General features: G+C 68.9%; 15 protein-coding genes and 1 riboswitch. Of the genes, 7 read left to right on the top strand and 8 right to left on the bottom strand.

From position 1 onward, the window contains the following. Positions 1–54 precede the first annotated feature (54 nt). The 8 genes from gcvP to KZC51_RS08840 all read right to left on the bottom strand — a co-directional run bounded on the left by gcvP (position 55) and on the right by KZC51_RS08840 (position 10,302). Entirely contained in the window at positions 55–2,883 is a 2,829-nt protein-coding gene (gcvP, locus tag KZC51_RS08875; protein ID WP_247630622.1) for an aminomethyl-transferring glycine dehydrogenase, read from the bottom strand. Positions 2,884–2,944: 61 nt separating this feature from the next. Further along, positions 2,945–3,340: a glycine cleavage system protein GcvH gene (gene gcvH / locus KZC51_RS08870; RefSeq protein WP_247629622.1), complete on the bottom strand. Its 396-nt coding sequence runs from the start codon at positions 3,338–3,340 to the stop codon at positions 2,945–2,947. Then, positions 3,337–4,521, bottom strand: a complete 1,185-nt coding sequence (locus KZC51_RS08865; RefSeq protein WP_247629621.1) for a glycine cleavage system aminomethyltransferase GcvT — start codon at positions 4,519–4,521, stop codon at positions 3,337–3,339. The genes gcvH and KZC51_RS08865 overlap by 4 nt, the downstream gene beginning before the upstream one ends. Before the next feature lie 191 nt (positions 4,522–4,712). Next, a riboswitch (glycine riboswitch) is annotated at positions 4,713–4,808 on the bottom strand. A gap of 76 nt (positions 4,809–4,884) precedes the next feature. Then, positions 4,885–5,745, bottom strand: coding sequence for an ABC transporter ATP-binding protein (locus KZC51_RS08860; RefSeq protein WP_247629620.1), 861 nt, complete (start codon positions 5,743–5,745; stop codon positions 4,885–4,887). Then, the gene (locus KZC51_RS08855) at positions 5,742–6,599 is read right to left on the bottom strand and encodes an ABC transporter ATP-binding protein (protein ID WP_247629619.1); all 858 of its coding nucleotides are present in this window, start codon (positions 6,597–6,599) and stop codon (positions 5,742–5,744) included. The genes KZC51_RS08860 and KZC51_RS08855 overlap by 4 nt, the downstream gene beginning before the upstream one ends. Next, a complete protein-coding gene (locus KZC51_RS08850; RefSeq protein ID WP_247629618.1) occupies positions 6,596–7,582 on the bottom strand; it encodes an ABC transporter permease in 987 nt (328 codons plus the stop codon). The genes KZC51_RS08855 and KZC51_RS08850 overlap by 4 nt, the downstream gene beginning before the upstream one ends. Then, positions 7,575–8,570 (bottom strand): ABC transporter permease, encoded by a 996-nt coding sequence (locus KZC51_RS08845; RefSeq protein ID WP_247629617.1) that lies wholly within the window; start codon positions 8,568–8,570, stop codon positions 7,575–7,577. The genes KZC51_RS08850 and KZC51_RS08845 overlap by 8 nt, the downstream gene beginning before the upstream one ends. Before the next feature lie 40 nt (positions 8,571–8,610). After that, positions 8,611–10,302, bottom strand: coding sequence for an ABC transporter substrate-binding protein (locus KZC51_RS08840; protein ID WP_247629616.1), 1,692 nt, complete (start codon positions 10,300–10,302; stop codon positions 8,611–8,613). 270 nt (positions 10,303–10,572) lie between these two features. On the opposite strand from KZC51_RS08840, the gene KZC51_RS08835 reads away from it, so the two are divergent. From KZC51_RS08835 to KZC51_RS08805, 7 genes are read left to right on the top strand one after another with little or no spacing between them, the layout of a single operon-like run. Next, complete coding sequence (locus tag KZC51_RS08835) at positions 10,573–11,289, top strand: NUDIX hydrolase (RefSeq protein WP_247629615.1); 717 nt, start codon at positions 10,573–10,575, stop codon at positions 11,287–11,289. Then, positions 11,286–12,647 (top strand): quinolinate synthase NadA, encoded by a 1,362-nt coding sequence (gene nadA, locus KZC51_RS08830; protein WP_247629614.1) that lies wholly within the window; start codon positions 11,286–11,288, stop codon positions 12,645–12,647. The genes KZC51_RS08835 and nadA overlap by 4 nt, the downstream gene beginning before the upstream one ends. Then, a complete protein-coding gene (gene nadB / locus KZC51_RS08825; RefSeq protein ID WP_247629613.1) occupies positions 12,644–14,119 on the top strand; it encodes an L-aspartate oxidase in 1,476 nt (491 codons plus the stop codon). The genes nadA and nadB overlap by 4 nt, the downstream gene beginning before the upstream one ends. Beyond that, positions 14,119–14,970 (top strand): carboxylating nicotinate-nucleotide diphosphorylase, encoded by an 852-nt coding sequence (gene nadC / locus KZC51_RS08820; RefSeq protein ID WP_247629612.1) that lies wholly within the window; start codon positions 14,119–14,121, stop codon positions 14,968–14,970. Before nadB ends, nadC begins: the two co-directional genes overlap by 1 nt. Further along, the gene (locus tag KZC51_RS08815; protein WP_247629611.1) at positions 14,970–16,106 is read left to right on the top strand and encodes a cysteine desulfurase family protein; all 1,137 of its coding nucleotides are present in this window, start codon (positions 14,970–14,972) and stop codon (positions 16,104–16,106) included. Before nadC ends, KZC51_RS08815 begins: the two co-directional genes overlap by 1 nt. Positions 16,107–16,129: 23 nt before the next feature. Beyond that, entirely contained in the window at positions 16,130–17,077 is a 948-nt protein-coding gene (locus tag KZC51_RS08810) for a glycosyltransferase family 2 protein (protein ID WP_247629610.1), read from the top strand. A 43-nt stretch (positions 17,078–17,120) separates the two neighbouring features. Continuing rightward, a complete protein-coding gene (locus KZC51_RS08805) occupies positions 17,121–17,894 on the top strand; it encodes an SDR family NAD(P)-dependent oxidoreductase (RefSeq protein WP_247629609.1) in 774 nt (257 codons plus the stop codon). Positions 17,895–17,898: the final 4 nt, after the last annotated feature.

Below are 17,898 nucleotides of genomic sequence, written 5' to 3'. Positions count from 1 at the left end.
ACGGCGCCGGTCACCCTCGGGTGGCCGGCGCCGTCATGGCTCGAATCGTGCGCGTCAGGCGAAGGCCTCGATCGGCGGACACGCGCACACCAGATTGCGGTCGCCGTAGGCCTGGTCGATGCGACGCACGGGTGGCCAGTACTTGCCGGCGACGAGAGCGTGCACCGGGTAGGCGGCCTCTTCGCGGGTGTAGGCGTGGTCCCACTCCCCCGCGATCAGCGAGACAGCCGTGTGCGGCGCGTGTACGAGCGGGTTGTCGTCGGCGGGCCAACGGCCGGCCGCGACGGCATCCGCCTCGGCCTTGATCATGATCATCGCCTCGATGAACCGCTCGATCTCGGCCAGGTCCTCGGACTCGGTCGGCTCGACCATCAGCGTGCCCGCGACCGGGAACGACATGGTCGGAGCGTGGAAGCCGTAGTCGATCAGGCGCTTCGCGACGTCGTCGACCGTGATGCCTGTGGCCTCCTTGAGCGGACGCAGATCGAGGATGCACTCGTGCGCGACGCGTCCGTCCTCGCCGGCGTACAGCACCGGGTAGTGCTCGCCGAGCCGCACCGCGATGTAGTTGGCCGAGAGCACCGCTGCGGCTGTGGCCCGACGCAGACCGTCGGCGCCCATCATCCGCACGTAGGCCCAGGAGATCGGCAGGATGCCGGCGGAGCCGTAGGGAGCGGCCGATACGGCGCCGCCCTCGAACACGAAACCACCGGCGTGCTCCGCGCGCTGAGCGAGCGGATGCGCCGGCAGGAACGGCGCCAAGTGGGCCTTGGCGGCCACCGGGCCCACACCGGGGCCACCGCCGCCGTGCGGGATGGCGAACGTCTTGTGCAGGTTCAGATGCGACACGTCGCCCCCGAGGTCGCCGAACCGCGCGTAGCCGAGCAGCGCGTTGAGGTTCGCACCGTCGACATAGACCTGTCCCCCGGCGTCGTGCACGGCCGAGGTGATCTCCACCACGTCCTGCTCGTACACGCCGTGGGTGGACGGGTAGGTGATCATCAGCGCGGAGAGGGACTCGGCGTGCGCGGCGATCTTCGCACGGAGGTCGGCGAGGTCCACGTTGCCGAGCTCGTCACACGCGACCACGACGACCTTCATGCCCGCGAGCACGGCCGAGGCGGCGTTCGTGCCGTGGGCGGACGACGGGATGAGGCACACGGTGCGCTGCGCGTCGCCGTTCGCGAGGTGGTAGCCGCGGATCGCGAGGAGTCCGGCGAGCTCACCCTGGGAGCCGGCGTTCGGCTGCAGCGAGACCGCGTCGTACCCGGTGACCTCGGCGAGCCAGCTCTCGAGCTGATCGATCAGTTCGAGATAGCCCGCCACATCGGATGCCGGAGCGAACGGGTGGATGCCCGCGAACTCGGGCCACGTGATCGCCGCCATCTCGGTCGCGGCGTTGAGCTTCATGGTGCACGACCCCAGCGGGATCATGCCCCGGTCGAGGGCATAGTCGCGGTCGGCGAGGCTCTTGAGATAGCGCATCATGGCGGTCTCGCTGCGGTGCGCGTGGAAGACCGGGTGGGTCAGGTACTCGTCCTGACGCAGCAGGGCCTCGGGCAGCGCCCCGTGCGAACCGCTTTCGAACCAACCGAAGGCCCGCTGCTGCTGGCCTCCGAACACCATGGCGACCTGGTGCAGCTCGCTGAACGTGGTGGTCTCGTCGACCGCGATGCTGATCGTGTCGGCATCCGCGACGTGGAGCAGGATGCCGTAGCCGTCGTGCGCCTGCGCGGCGTACTCCGCCGCGCGTCCGGGCACGCGCACCTGCACGGTGTCGAAGAACGCGTCATGCGCGACCTCGACACCGGCCTCGACGAGCCAGTCGCGGAGCCGGAGTGCCTTGTCGGCCACCTGTCGCGCGATCTCGCGCAGGCCGTCGGGCCCGTGGTAGACCGCGTACATCGATGCCATCACGGCAAGCAGCACCTGGGCGGTGCAGATGTTCGACGTGGCCTTCTCGCGGCGGATGTGCTGTTCGCGCGTCTGCAGCGAGAGGCGGTAGGCCGGCTTGCCGTCGGCATCGACCGACACCCCGACCAGGCGACCGGGGAGCTGACGCTCGAGTCCTGAGCGCACCGCCATGTAGCCGGCGTGGGGGCCACCGAAGCCCATCGGCACGCCGAAGCGCTGCGTCGTACCGACCGCGACGTCGGCCCCGAGCGAGCCCGGCGAGGCGATCAGCGTCAGCGCGAGCAGGTCGGCGGCGACGACGGCCAGACCGCCCGCGAGATGCGCGGCGTCGATCACGGCCGACGGGTTCCACACGTTGCCGGATGCGCCGGGGTACTGCACGAAGACGCCGAACAGCTCCGCAGGGAGCTCCTCGCCTGCCGCGATGTCGACCGCCACGAGCTCGATGCCCACGGCGTCGGCGCGAGTGGCCAGCAGTGCCTTGGTCTGCGGGAGGGCGTCGGTGTCGACCGCGAACACGTTCGACGTCGACTTCGAGGCCCGGCGGGCGAGCAGCATCCCCTCGACCACCGCGGTCGACTCGTCGAGCATCGAGGCGTTCGCCGTCGAGAGCCCGGTGAGCTCGGACACCATGGTCTGGAAGTTGATGAGTGCTTCCAGGCGTCCCTGCGAGATCTCCGGCTGGTACGGCGTGTAGGCCGTGTACCAGGACGGGTTCTCGAGCACGTTGCGCTGGATCACCTGCGGGGTGATCGTGCCGTAGTACCCGAGGCCGATCATCGGCCGGTTCACCGCGTTGCGCGAGGCGAGCGCGCGGAGCTCGGCGAGCGCCTCGGTCTCACTGGCGGCGCGGGGGATCACGGAGTCCCCTGCGTCGGTGTAGATCGAGGACGGCACGGCTTGGCGCATCAGCGCGTCGACCGGGCTCCAGTCCTCGAGCGAGGAGGCGACCCCGAGCGCGTCCAGCATCGTGCGCTGGGCGGCATCGGTGGGTCCGATGTGACGATCGGCGAAGGAGACCACTGGCGGATCAGCCCTCCGTGAGTGCGACGTACGCGTCGCGGTCGAGCAGCCCGTCGAGCGCACCCGCGGCGACGGAGACCTTGATCAGCCATCCGCCTGCGAAGGGCTCTGCGTTGACGAGTGAGGGGTCGTCGACGACCGCGTCGTTGATCTCGACGACGGTCCCCGCGACGGGCGCGTACAGCTCGCCCACCGACTTGGTCGACTCGATCTCCCCGACCACAGAACCGGCGGTGAGCTCGGTGCCGACGGCGGGCAGCTCGACGAACACGACGTCGCCCAGCTTCTCGGCGGCGTAGTCGGTGATCCCGATGGACACGATCTGGGTTCCTGAGCCCGCCGAAGCGTCGGCGGCGATCCACTCGTGCTCTTCGGTGTAGCGCAGTGCGGTGAGGTCGGTCATTTGGTCCTCCGATAGAAAGGCAGGGCGGTCACGGTCGCGGGGATCTTCGTCCCCCGCACATCCAGGAATACTGCGGTTCCCTCTTCTGCGGAAGAAGGGGTCACGTAGGCCATCGCGATCGGGTGGCCGAGAGTGGGGCTGAGGGCGCCGCTGGTGATCTCCCCCAGCACGGTGCCGTCTTCGTCGACGACGGCGTAGCCGGCGCGGCCGGCGCGCTTGCCCTCGGCGACGAGTCCGATGAGGACCGGGGCATCGGCAGCCGCCGGTGCGGCGTCCTTGCCGACGAACCGTTCCTTGTCCGCGACCACGACGCGGCCCAGACCGGCCTGCGAAGGCTTCGTCTCGCGACTGAGCTCGTGGCCGTACAGCGGCATGCCCGCCTCCAGACGCAGCGTGTCACGGGCCGCGAGCCCGGCGGGCACGAGGCCGTGCCCCTCCCCCGCTGCCGACACGGCATCCCACAGGGCGCCGGCGTCCTCCGCGCGGACGAGGAGCTCGAATCCATCTTCTCCGGTGTATCCGGTGCGGGCGATCAGCAACGGCTCGCCGAGGAAAGTGGCGTCCGCCCAGGCGTAGTACTTCTGCTCCGCCCACGGCGTGCTGACGTCGGTGATGCCCTCCGTCGCGGCGACGATGGCAGCGGCGGCTGGCCCCTGCACGGCGAGCAGCGCGTACGAGTCTGAGACGTCCTCGACGTCGACGCCGCGATCGCCGAGGAACCCGGCGAAGCTGCGCTCCTCGCCTTCCGCGCGGGCGGGCAGCTCGCGCTCGGGGATCGAGGGGAAGTCCCGGACCCGCGCGGCGAACGCGGAGTCCACGAATCCGCGGTTGCCGGCATTGGCGATCACCAGGAAACGATCCTCGGCGAGCCGGTACGCGATCACGTCGTCGATGATCCCGCCGTCGTCGGCCAGCACCAGCGAGTACTTCGCCTTCCCGACCGGCATCGCGGAGATGCGCCCGGCGAGGGCGAAGTCGAGGAAGTCGGCAGCGTGCTCACCGGTGACCAGGAACTCGGCCATGTGCGAGATGTCGAAGAGCCCGGCGGCCTGTCGCACGGCGTGGTGCTCGGCGAGGTCGGACGTGTAGCGCACCGGCATCTGCCAGCCGCCGAAGTCGGTGAACGACGCGCCGAGAGCCTCATGGCGCTCGCGGAGCGGGGTATAGCGGGGATCGGACATGGAGTTCTCCCGGATGTGGGCGGGCGGAGCGGCGGCATCGCCGATCCGAGGAACTCCCCCTCTGTCATGGGCCTGAGAGCTTCACCTGTGCACGGAGCACGAGCTTTCACCGTCGGCGGATCCCGTGGTTCCTGAGCGAGGACGCGCGGAGCGCGCCCGAGACGAAGGGCGGAATCGCTTTTCAGAGTGGCCGGAACCGCGCGGTACGCGTTACCTGAGAGATTGGCGGGGAGGCTTGCTCCTTCGGTGCCCGGCTGCGTTCGCCAGGGCTCTCCCGCGTGGGTCATTCGGCCTGTCTTCAGTTGTGCGATCAGTCTAGCCGGATGCCTCGCCCGGATGAGAGCACACTCCCGACACTGCTGCTCAGCGCCCTGCGAGCTCCGCACGGACTTCGTCGCGCAGGCGTCCGAGGTTGTCGGGCTCCGGCGCGGCACCGAGGAGGGTCCTGGTGTACTCGTGCTGCGGATTCAGGATGACTTCGTCGGCGGGGCCGCGTTCGACGACATCCCCGTGGAACAGCACCATGATCTCATCGGAGAAGTGCCGCGCGGTCGCCAGATCGTGAGTGATGTACAGCACGCCCAGGTTCTCCTCGCGCTGCAGCTCCGCGAGCAGATTCAGCACGCCGAGGCGGATCGACACGTCGAGCATCGACACCGGTTCGTCGGCGACGATGAACCGGGCGCCGGGGGCCAGCGCCCGTGCGATCGCGACGCGTTGCCGTTGCCCACCCGACAGCTCGTGCGGACGCCGATCGGCGAAGCTCGCGGCCGGGGAGAGCTTCACCCGATCGAGCAGCTCGAGCGCACGCGCGCGCACCTGCGCCCCCGACCACTTCGGGTGATGCAGACGCAGCGGACGCTCCAGGTGATGCGCGATCGTGTGGAACGGATTCAATGACGCGAACGGGTCCTGGAACACCATCTGCACCTCCGACCGATACCGTGCCAGCGCGTTGCCCCGCGTGCCCGAGGGCCTGCCGTCGAGCAGGATCTCCCCGCTCGTCGGCGTCTCGAGCTTCATCAGCATCCGCGCGATCGTCGACTTCCCCGACCCGGACTCCCCCACCAGGGCAACCGTCTTCCCCGGCTCCAACGTGAAGGACACATCCTTCACCGCATGCAGCGTGGCGGTCTTGAGCCCCGAGCGCAGCGTGAAGTCCTTCACCAGGTTGCGCGCCTCGAGCGTGGTCGTGGCGACCGCGGCATGCGTCTTCGGGCTCATCGGACCTGCTCCTGACTCTGCTGTTCACCGGTGCGGACGAAGTCGCCCCGCTCGCCTTTCAACGAAGGGAAGCTCGACAGCAGCTTTTTCGTGTACTCGTGCCGAGGCGTGCGGTAGATCTCCTCCGCCGTGCCCTCTTCCACGATCTGTCCCTGCAGCATCACCGCGATCCGGTCGCTGATCTCGATCAACATCGGCAGATCGTGCGTGATGAAGATCACCGCGAACCCGAGTCGCTCCCGCAGCCGCATGATCTCCCGGATGATTCCCCGCTGCACGACGACGTCGAGCGCCGTCGTGGGCTCGTCCATGATCATGACCTGCGGATCGAGCGCCAGTGCCATCGCGATCATCATGCGCTGCCGCATACCGCCCGACAGCTCGTGCGGGAAACTCGTCAGACGGGACGGGTCGACGCCGACGAGCGTGAGGAGCTCCTCCGCTCTGGCTGTCTTGTCCTTCTTGCTCATGCCGGGGCGATGGGTGTCGAAGATGTCGAAGATCTGGGCTTTCACGCTGATCACCGGGTTCAGCGAGTTCATCGCGCCCTGGAACACCATCGAGATCTTGTCCCAGCGGAAAGCGCGGAGCCCTTCACCATCGAGACCGACGATGTCGATGTCGTGACCGTCGCGATCGTGGAACACGATCTCACCGCCTGTCATCAGCGCGGGCGCCTTCAACAGCCGGTTCATCCCGTACGCGAGTGTGGTCTTCCCGCAGCCCGATTCGCCGGCAAGGCCGAGGATCTCCCCACGGTGCAGGGTGAGCGACACATCGCGGACGGCCTTCACCGGCGGGTCGACCTCGTACTCGATCGAGACGTTCCGTGCAGTGAGAACGGGGTCGCTCATGCCGTCACTCCCTTCGTCTTGGCGGCCTTGCGCAGGCGGCGTGCGGCATCGGGTGCGTTGCGGAGCTTCGGGTTGATGATCTCGTCGATCGCGAAGTTGATCAGGGCCAGTCCGGCGCCGAGGATCGCGATCATGACGCCCGGCGGCACGAACCACCACCAGGCTCCGCGTCCGAGCGCCTGTCCCGACTGCGCGTCGTTGAGGATGGTCCCCCAGGTGATGGAGGAGTTCGGGCCGAGGCCGAGATACGACAGTCCCGCTTCGCCGAGGATCGCGAAGATGATCGCGAACAGGAACTGCGCGGTCAGCAGCGGCAGCAGGTTCGGCATGATCTCGACCAGGATGACCCGGAACGACCGCTCGCCCGCCACCTTCGCGGCATACACGTAGTCGCGGGTGCGCAGCGAGCGGGTCTGCAGGCGCAATACGTAGGCGGCACCGGCCCACGAGGTGATGCCGAGCACGAAAGCGACCAGTTGCCAGCTGCGCTGCGGCACGAACGAGGCGATGACCATGACCAGAGGGAGACCCGGGATCACGATCATCACGTTGGTGATGAGTGCGAGGCCGTCTTCCCGCCATCCGCCGAGGTAGCCGGCGAGGACGCCGAAGATCAGTGACAGCACGATCGCGATGCCGCCGGCGACCAGGCCCACCAGGAGCGAGCCCTGAGCGCCGATCGCGAGCTGCGCGAACATGTCATTGCCGAGCTTGGTGGTGCCCAGCCAGTGCTCGGCGGATGGAGGCTGCAGCGCCGGGTTGTCCGTGCTGCGCGGGTCCTGCGAGAAGATCGGCGCGATGATCGCGAACAGCACGATGGCGAGCACCAGGATCGCGCCGACGATGAACTTGGGCGAGCGGCTCGGAAGCAACCCGCGCCCCTTGCGCGGTTTGCGCGTCGCCAGCGTGATGGTGCTGGCGGGAGACGTGGTCGGCTGATCCTTCACGATCAGGGTCGAGGTCGTGTTCTCGGTGTCAGACATTCTGGCGAGCCCTCGGGTCGATGAATCCGTAGACGAGATCCATGATGAAGTTGGCGGCGAGCACCGTGATCGTGATGACGAGGAACAGCCCCTGCATGAGGGCGTAGTCGTTGTTGGTGACCGCCTGGAACATCAGCTTGCCGATGCCGGGATAGGTGAACACCTGCTCCATCACGATGGATCCGGCGACCACGAAGCCGAGTGTGATGGAGAACCCTGCGATAGAGGGGATCGCGGCGTTGCGCGCGGCATATGTGGTGAGGATGCGGCGCGGGCGCAGGCCCTTCGCCTCCGCCGTGAGCACGTAGTCCTCGGCGAGAGTCGAGACCATCATGTTGCGCATGCCGAAGAGCCAGCCTCCGACCGAGCTGATCACGATGGTGACAGCCGGGAGGATCGCGTGCGACACCGCATTGGTGAAGAAGGCCCAGGTCGGCTCGGGGCCGTCGGGGAAGTCGAACACGTCGTACCCGCCGAAGATCGGGAACCACCCCAGACCGACGGCGAAGATCGCGACCAGGAGCAGCGCCATCCAGAAATACGGGATCGACTGCAGCACCGTGGTGGCCGGGATCAGGTGGTCGACCCAGGTTCCGCGCTTCCAGCCCGCCCAGGCGCCGAGCACGACACCCAGGAGGAAGGAGATGACGGTGGCGGTGCCGACCAGGATGAGCGTCCACGGCAGCGCCTGCCCGATCAGCTCGGCGACCGGCGTCGGGAACTTCGTCACCGAGACGCCCAGGTCTCCCTGGAACATCCGCCCCCAGTAGGCCAGGTACTGCTCCCAGACAGAGGAGTCGTCGCCGCCGAGCAGGAGCTTGATGTTGCGGATCGTGGTCTCGGAGACCTCGCCGCCCGCCCGCTGCATCTTGGCGATCATGATGTCCGCCGGATTCCCCGGCATGAGCCGGGGAAGCAGGAAGTTGATGGAGATCGCGGCCCACAGCGTGAACGCGTAGAACCCGATTCTTCGTGCATAGAACTTCATGTACGTTCCTGGACTTCCTGCTTCCCCGACTGCCGTCGGACTACTTGACCGGCTGCAGCTGCGTCAGGACGTACCCTGCCGCAATCGCACCCCACGACGGCGGGAAGGCGTAGAGGTCGTCCTCGGTCGGCCACCCGGTGAAGTCCTTCGTGTTGTAGAAGGTCTGCGTCGCGTTGATCACCAGCGGGATGTAGGGAAGGTCCCGGACGATCTCGGTCTGGATCGTGCCGTAGAGCTCCTTCTTCTCCGCCTCGTCGTCCGTGCTGATGGCCGCCTGGATCGCGGCGTCCACCGTGGGGTTGCTGTAGCGGCTGAAGTTCCAGCGGCCGGCGGGGATCTCCTCGCCGACCGGGCTGGTGGACTCCACCGTGGTGCCGCCGAACCAGTCGCGGTAGATCTGGAACGGGTCGGCGACCGAGGTGCCGATGACACCGCCCACGATCAGCTGGAAGTCGCCGCCCTGACGTGCGTCGGAGAACTCCTGCCACTGCACGGTCGAGGCATTGACCTTGATGCCGGCCGCTGCCGCCTGCTCGGCGATCAGCTTCGCCGCGTCGTTGTAGTCGGTCCAGCCATCGACCGAGATCAGGTTGAGCTCGAGCGGAACACCGTCCTTCGCGTAGAAGTCGCCGTCCTTGATGTAGCCGGCAGCTTCGAGGATCTTGCCGGCCTCGGACACGTCGGCCTCCTGCGGGCTGACCTCGTTGGCCTTGTCGGCGACCCACTTCTCGTCACGCGGAAGGAGCGCGAAGGTCGGAGAGATGTCACCGGTCAGGCCGACGAACGCCTTCTCCTTGATCGTGCCGCGGTCGATCGCGGCGTTGAGCGCCTGGCGCACGGCGACGTCGGTCTGCGGGCCGGTGCAGCCCAGGTCGGCGTTCGAGCACGTGTACAGCACCGTCGGGTCCTGCGGCGTGTTGATCCAGTCGATCGCGCCGTTCGAGGTCACATCATCCGGGTTCGGAATGAACATGCCCGTCCAGTCGAGCTTGCCTGCGGCGAGCAGGTCCTGCGCGGTCTGGTTGTTGTCGACGGCGATGTACTGGACCTTCTTGACGCCGAGCTTGTCGGCGTCGCGGAAGTTCTCGTTGGCGACCAGTGTGTAGGACTCGCTCGTGGTCTTGTCGACCACGTACGGGCCGGAGCCCACCGGCTCCTCGTTCGCGAAGTTCGCGAAGTCGCTGACGTCGGCCCAGACGTGCTCCGGGAGGATGTAGGTGGAGCCGAGACGAGCGAACGTGGTCGTGAACTGCGGGCTGCTGTAGGTCAGCACGACGGTCGTGTCGTCGGTTGCCTCCGCCGAGGTCAGGCCGTTGCCTTCCGGGTTGTTGCCCTCGTAGTTGAAGGAGAACGCGACGTCCTTCGCGGTCAACGGCTCTCCGTCGCTCCACTTCAGATCGGGCTTGATCGTGACGGTGATCTGGGTGCCGTCATCGCTGTACTCGTACGAGTCGCCGATGAGGCCGACCGGCTCGGAGTCCGCCGTCTTGTTGAAGAAGAACAGCGGCTCGAGGATCGGGCCGAGCGCGCCGTGGAGCACGGTCGGCGCGAACGGGTTGTAGTTCGCGGTGATGGGAGTCTGGCTGCCCGCCCAGACGCGAAGGGCGCGATCACCGCTCGCATCCCCGTTGTCGCCGCTGCCGCCGGTGCCACAGGCGGTGAGCCCGAGCGCGAGGACGGAGGCCCCCGCGACTGCGGTGAGCGCGATCTTGCGCTTGCCGTTACGCATCATTCTTGTGTTTCCTCTCGGTGCTGCACTGCAGGAGGGATATCTCCCGAAGGAGGCCGGTCTCCAGGGTGGCGATCGGGTACCCCTCCGCTGGGCGCCTGTCGGGACGCCGTGGAGGGGTTTGTTAGGACAGTAACCTAACAAACCCGGAACGAGGGAACAAGCCCCGTCCACCCGGGGAGATAACGTTTCGGCCTCGACGTCGATCGGCGTCATGAAGGTGCACTAATGGTCACCGCGACACTAAGATCGATCTCGGAGGTTAAGGTACCAATGACCCGAACCAGTGATATCCGTGTCGCCGTCTCGACGGTCATCCTCACGCTGCGCGCCGCGGCGGATGAGGAGCCGGTGCTCGCGCTGCCCCTCGTACGGCGCACTCGCGAGCCGTTCGCGGATCGCTGGGCGTTGCCGGGAGGCTGGCTCACTCACACGGAATCTCCCGTCGACGCCGCCGCGCGCACGCTGGCCGAGACCACCGGACTCGCGCCGAGCTACCTGGAGCAGCTCTACGCGTTCGGAGCGGTCGACCGCTCCCCCACCCGGGTCGTCTCGCTCGTCTACTGGGCTCTGCTGCGACAGGACGACGTCGTCGCTCAAGGCGCTGCGCACCTCGCCTCCGGCCACGCCCCCGAGAACGTGCAGTGGTTCGACATCGACGCACTGCCGCCACTCGCCTTCGACCACGCGAAGATCATCGAGTACGCACTCTGGCGCCTCCGCAACAAAGTCGGCTACAGCCGCGTCGCGCACGGGTTCCTCCCCGCGGAGTTCACGCTCGCCGACCTCCGCGAGGCATACGAAGCCATACTCGGCAAGCATCTCGACCCGGCCAACTTCCGCCGCCAGGTCGAGTCCACCGGCAACCTCCTCCCCACCGGCCGCTTCCGCACGGGAAGCCACCGCCCTGCACGTCTGTACCGCTACAACACCGATGTCGAGTTGGCCGACCGCGGCCCGCTCGGTTCCGAAGAAACGAGCACCCGATGAGCATCACCTTCGTCCCGACTCCCGCGGTTCCTGCGATCGACGCCTCGGTCGATCACGCGATCCAGGCGATCGTCAGCGGAGCATCGACCGACGCGACCTGCAGCACCGACCTCGCTGTAGGACCCTGGGACTTCGACACGCGCCCCGGGTACGGCCCCGGATCGTCGATGGGCGACGTCATCCCGACGGGAGCCCCCCGCCAGGGCGAGCTGCCCTCGACCTACCGTGAGGCCGAGGAAGAGGAGCTCCACGAGCGCATCCGCGCGGCGAAGGCGACCCTCGGCGATCGCGTCGTCATCCTCGGCCACTTCTACCAGCGCGAAGAGGTCGTACGGCACGCGGACTACGTCGGCGACTCGTTCCAGCTCGCCACCGCGGCCAAGGGACGACCCGACGCCGAAGCCATCGTGTTCTGCGGCGTGCACTTCATGGCCGAGACCGCCGACCTGTTGTCCGGACCCGAGCAGTCCGTGATCCTGCCGAACCTCGCCGCGGGCTGTTCCATGGCCGACATGGCCGACATCGATCAGGTCGAGGAATGCTGGGAGCAGCTGGCCGAAGTCCTCGGCGATCTCGACGCGGTCGACGCGGACGGGCGCGTGCCTGTGATCCCGGTCACGTACATGAACTCCTCTGCCGCGATCAAGGGCTTCGTCGGCCGTCACGGTGGCATCGTCTGCACCTCGTCGAACGCGCAGACCGTGTTGGAGTGGGCGTTCGCCCGCGGACGCCGGGTGCTGTTCTTCCCCGATCAGCACCTCGGCCGCAACACCGCCAAGGCGATGGGCGTTCCGCTCGAGCAGATGCCGATGTGGAACCCTCGGCGCACGCTGGGCGGTTCCACGGCCGCAGAGATCCAGGACTCCCGCGTGATCCTCTGGCACGGATTCTGCTCCGTGCACCGTCGGTTCACAGTCGGCCAGATCGACCAGGCCCGGGCCGAACACCCCGGAGTGCGCGTGATCGTGCACCCGGAGTGCCCGATGGAGGTCGTGGACGCCGCCGACGAGGCCGGATCGACCGACTACATCCGCCGCGCGATCGACGGCGCCACCGAGCCGACCACCTTCGCGATCGGGACCGAGATCAACCTCGTCCGCAGGCTCGCGGCGCAGTATCCGCAGCACGAGATCTTCTGCCTCGACCCTGTCGTATGCCCGTGCTCCACGATGTACCGCATCCACCCCGGCTATCTCGCGTGGACGCTGGAGGAGCTGGTCGCCGGGCGCACCCCCAATCGGATCACGGTGTCGGCAGATGTGGCCGATCCCGCACGTGTGGCGCTGGAGCGGATGCTGGCCGCGAAGCCGCCGGTCGTCGACACCACCCGGACCGCGGCCGCGGCGAGCGCGCGATGAACGTGATCGTCGTCGGGTCGGGCATCGCCGGGCTCACCGCGGCGCTGCACGCCCACGAGTCCGGCCACGCCGTCACCCTCGTCACGAAGGGCGCGCTCGGTGACGGCAGCACCGGGTTCGCGCAGGGTGGCGTCGCCGGCGTGTACGGCGTGGGCGACTCCGCGCAACAGCATGCGCAGGACACCCTGGATGCCGGCGCCGGGCTGTCCGATCCCGCAGCGGTGTCGATGCTGGTCGCCGACGGGTCCGCACGGATCGCCGAGCTGATCGCACGGGGCGTGGCGTTCGACCGCTCCCCCGACGGACGGCTGCTGCTCGGACGCGAGGCGGCGCACAGCCACGCGCGCATCGTGCACGCCGGAGGCGACGCGACCGGGGCCGCCATCTCGCGCGCCCTCACGGCCGCTGTGCGCGAGACCGGCATCACGGTCGTCGACGGCGCGTTCCTGGTCGACCTCGTGGTCGTGGGCGGCGTCGCCTGCGGCATCCGCATGCTGGTCGACGGCACCCACAGCGAACTCCGCGCCGCCGGCATCATCCTGGCGACCGGCGGCGCCGGACACCTCTACGCCCACACGACCAACCCGGTGGGCACCACGGGCGACGGGATCACCGCGGCCGTCCGCGCCGGCGCCGCGGTCGCCGATCTGGAGTTCGTGCAGTTCCACCCCACGATCCTCGACGCCCCTCCCGCGTTCTTGATCTCGGAAGCCGTGCGTGGCGAGGGGGCGACCCTGATCGACGCCGACGGACATCGATTCATGTTCGACGTGCACCCAGACGGTGAGCTCGCTCCGCGGGATGTGGTGTCGCGCGCGATCGCCCGGCAGGCGGCGGCGCAGGGCTCGCCGGTGCGACTGGATGCCACGATGCTGGGGGCGGCCACGCTGGCGAGCAGGTTCCCGACCATCGACCGCGTGACCCGCGAACGGGGGTTCGACTGGGCTCATGACCCGATTCCCGTGACGCCCGCCGCGCACTACCTAATGGGCGGGATCGTCACCGATCTCGACGGCCGCACCAGCATCCCCGGCCTCTTCGCGGTGGGAGAGGTCGCCAGGACCGGCGTGCACGGTGCCAACCGTCTCGCATCGAACTCGCTCCTCGAAGGCGCCGTGTTCGGTGCCAGGGCGGCGGCTGCCCTGAGCATGCCCGCGTCTGCCCCGCTGCCGGCGCCGACGAGTCGCGAGGACGACCCGTTGCCCGGCCGCGCCACCACCTCCCCCTTCTCCCGCCCCGCGCTGCAGCAGCTGATGTGGGACCACGTCGGTCTGCTCCGCACCGACGACGGGCTGACGCATGCTCTCGACGTCATCCGTTCGTGGCGCGCGAACGGACCCGCCCCGCGCGATGTGGCTGACCACGAAGACGCCAACCTGCTGCTGCTCGCCGAAGAGACGGTGTCGGCGGCTCTCCGCCGCACCGAGTCCGTCGGCGCCCACTTCCGCGAACCCGCTCTGATCGGAGTCTGATGCTCACCGTCGCCACCCTCACCCGCGTCGTCGGCGCTGCGCTGGAGGAGGACGCCCCTTGGGGCGATCTCACCAGCACGACGCTGCTCCCCGCGGACGCCACGGCCGCGGCCGACCTGGTCGCCCGCGAAACCGGGGTGTTCAGCGGCGGCGAGGTCTTCGCCGCCGCATTCGCCCTGACCGATGCATCGGTCACCGTCGACCAGCACGTCGGGGATGGAGACCACTTCGCTCCCGGCGACGTGCTCGCCTCGGTCTCGGGGTCGGCCCGCGGCATCCTCACCGCAGAACGCGTCGCACTCAACTTCGTGCAGCGGATGAGCGGCATCGCGACCGTCACCTCCGCGTACGTCGCGGCGGTCGATGGCACGCGGGCGCGCATCGTCGACACACGCAAGACGACGCCCGGCCTGCGCGCCTTCGAGCGTCATGCCGTGGTCTCGGGCGGTGGTCACAACCACCGCTACTCCCTGTCGGATGCCGTGATGGCGAAGGACAACCACCTCGCCGTGATCGCCCGATCCGGTGCCGATCTGGCCACGGCGCTGCGCGACGCCCTCTCCCGCCTCCCGCACACCGTGCACGTGGTGGTCGAGGTCGACCGCCTCGACCAGATCCCCGCGGTGCTCGACGGCGGAGCGCACACCGTGCTTCTCGACAACTTCTCGCTCGAGGATCTGCGCGCAGGAGTCGCCCTGATCGACGGACGCGCGACCACGGAGGCCTCGGGTGGCGTGACCCTCGACACTGTGGGCGACATCGCCCGCACCGGCGTCGACGTCATCTCGGTCGGCGCCCTGACGCACTCCGCACGGGCTCTGGACCTCGGGCTGGACGTGCGGATCTCCTAGTGCTCTACCTCGACCACGCTGCGACGTCTCCGGTGCGTCCGGAGGTGCTGGAGGCGATGCGCCCCTACCTCACCGAGGTGTTCGGCAATCCGTCCAGTCACCACACCACGGGCGAGGCCGCGGCGAACGCGCTCGACGACGCCCGCGCGCGCGTCGCCGCAGTGCTGGGTATGCGTACCGGCGATGTGGTCTTCACGGCGGGGGGCACCGAGGCGAACAACCTGGCGGTCAAGGGGATCACCCTGGCGGCGCTCGTCCGTGACAGGCGCCACCTCGTCGTGTCGCCCGTCGAGCACGAGTCGATCCTGGAGTCGGCGGAGTATCTTCGGCGGTTCCATGCGGTGTCCGTCACGCAGGTCGCCGTCGACGCCCGCGGACGCATCTCCCCCGACGCCCTCGGTGCCGCGCTCCGCGACGACACGGCGCTGGTGTCGCTCGGGCATGCGAACAACGAGATCGGGACCGTTCAGGACGTCGCGGCACTCGGCGCCGTGGCCCGTGCCACCGGCGTGCCGCTGCATGTCGATGCCGTGCAGTCGGCGGGATGGCTGGATCTGCGCGATCTCGGAGCGGACGCGATCTCGATCGCCGGACACAAACTCGGTGCCCCCAAGGGCATCGGCGCTCTGGCGGTGCGGGGCAGGGTGCCGCTGGAGCCGTTGCTGCACGGCGGCGGCCAGGAGCGGGGACGGCGCTCGGGAACCGAGAACGTGGCGGGCGCGGTCGGACTCGCCACCGCCCTGCAACTCGCCGAGGCGGAGCGCGCCGCCGTCGCCGCACGCGTCGGCGCCGCGACCGAGCGCTTCATCGCTGCCGTGCAGACCCGGATACCCTCTGCGACGCTCACGGGCGACCCGCGCCATCGGCTCCCCGCGACGGCGAGCTTCACGTTCGCCGGGACGAGCGGTGAAGCGGTGCTCCTGGAGCTCGAGCGACGCGGCATCGTGTCATCCAGCGGATCCGCCTGCGCTGCGGGCAGCGACGAGCCGTCGCACGTGCTGCTGGCCTGCGGCATCGCGCCGGAGGTCGCCCAGACCTCGGTGCGGTTCACGTTCGGCCGCGCCGCACTGCCGACGGATGCGCCCGAGCATCTCGCTGCACTCGTCGCCGACGCCGTGCGGGCGGTCTCGGGCTGACGATACGGCCATAGAATCGGCTGGTGACTGCATCCGATCCGCTCGTGACGATGATCGTTCCCGGACGCGACATCGCCCCGTTCGCCCCCGCCGCGATCGCGTCGCTGCGGGCGCAGACCGAGCCGCGGTGGCGCGCGGTCCTGGTCGACGACGGCTCGACGGATGCGACCGGATCGGTCTTCGCTGAGGCCGCCGACGCCGATGCGCGGTTCACGGTGATCCGGCACCCGGCCTCGCGAGGTCTGGGAGCAGCCCGCAACGCTGCGCTCGAGCTGGTCGACACCCCCTATCTGGGCTTCCTCGACGGCGACGATGAGCTCACCCCGACGGCACTCGCGCGGCTCACCGACACCCTGGCGGAGACCGGCAGCGATTTCGTCGCAGGTGCGTACGTGCGCTCGCGCCCGCACCACGACACGTACGTCGCCGGACGCGTGCAGCCCTGGGTGGCCGCGGCGACCGATCCGGAGCGACGCCGCACGACGATCCTGCAGCACCCGAACGCCTCGGCGAACATCGTCGCCTGGTCGAAGCTGAGCCGCACCGGCTTCTGGGACGACCTGCGCTTCCCGGAGGGCGTCGCGTACGAGGACCAGATCGTGGCCCAGCTGATGTACACCCGGGCACGCACCTTCGACGTCATCCCCGACATCGTCGTGCACTGGCGCATCCGCGCCGATGGCACCTCGATCACGCAGGGCAAGGCGCAGCTGCCGGTGCTGCGCGACTATCTCGCCGCGCTGCGCGGCGGCATCCACGTGCTGCGCGACGCCGGCGCGAGCGCGGCCGTCACCGCGCGGCTCGACCTCATCATCGCGATGGACGTCCCCCCGCTGCTCGAGATCGCCGTGACGCACGACGACCCCGCGTACGCGGCAGAGGTCGACGCCTTCCTCGATGAGCTCCGCGACCTCCCGGAGTACGCCGACTCCTCGCCGGATCCGACACTTGCCGCTGCCCTCTCCTGGTGACCGACCCGCCACCTCCCATCCGCTCCCCCCTTCGAGGAGATCGATGAACGACTACCTGACCGACCTCTTCTCGCTCGAGGGCCGCATCGCGGTCGTCACCGGCGGCAGCTCCGGGATCGGCCGCGGCATCGCCACAGCCCTCGCCCGCGCCGGCGCCGCGACCGTCGTGGTCGCCCGCGGCGAGGACCGCATCACGGACACCGTACGCGAGCTGCGGGAGCACGGCTGCCGCGCGGCCGGCGTGGTCGGCGATCTGAGCACGCGCGCCGGCATCCACGCCGTGGCGGAGGCCGCGGCCGAACCGTTCGGCGAGCCCGACATCCTGGTCAACTCGGCAGGCATCAACATCCGCCCCGTCTACACCGAGATCACCGAGGAGGATTGGGACGCGACGATGACCGTGAACGCGCTCGCCCCCTTCCTGCTCGGGCAGCGGTATGCGCGGGGCATGGCGGAGCGCGGCTTCGGCCGGCTCATCCACATCAGCTCGCAGCAGGCGCACCGCGCGTTCGTCTCCAGCGGCATCTACGGTGCGTCGAAAGGGGCCGTCGAGTCCCTCATGCGCTCTGAGGCCGAGGCCTGGGGCGGCACAGGCGTGACCAGCAACACGTTGGTTCCCGGCTTCGTGCTCACTCCGTTGAACGCACGTCTGCAGGAGGATCCGGAGAAGATCGCGGCACTGGCCGCACGCACCATGATCGGTCGCAACGGGCTGCCGAGCGACTTCGCCGGCGCGGCGGTGTTCCTCGCCGGAGCCGGATCGAGCTACGTCACCGGTCATTCGCTGTTCGTCGACGGCGGCCTGTCGGTGCACTGAGCCG

It is taken from the genome of Microbacterium croceum (genome assembly GCF_023091245.1).
In the GTDB taxonomy this organism is placed as follows: domain Bacteria; phylum Actinomycetota; class Actinomycetes; order Actinomycetales; family Microbacteriaceae; genus Microbacterium; species Microbacterium croceum.
The sequence above is the reverse complement of the archived record's forward strand: the minus strand, read 5'-3'. Positions and strand labels throughout refer to the sequence as shown.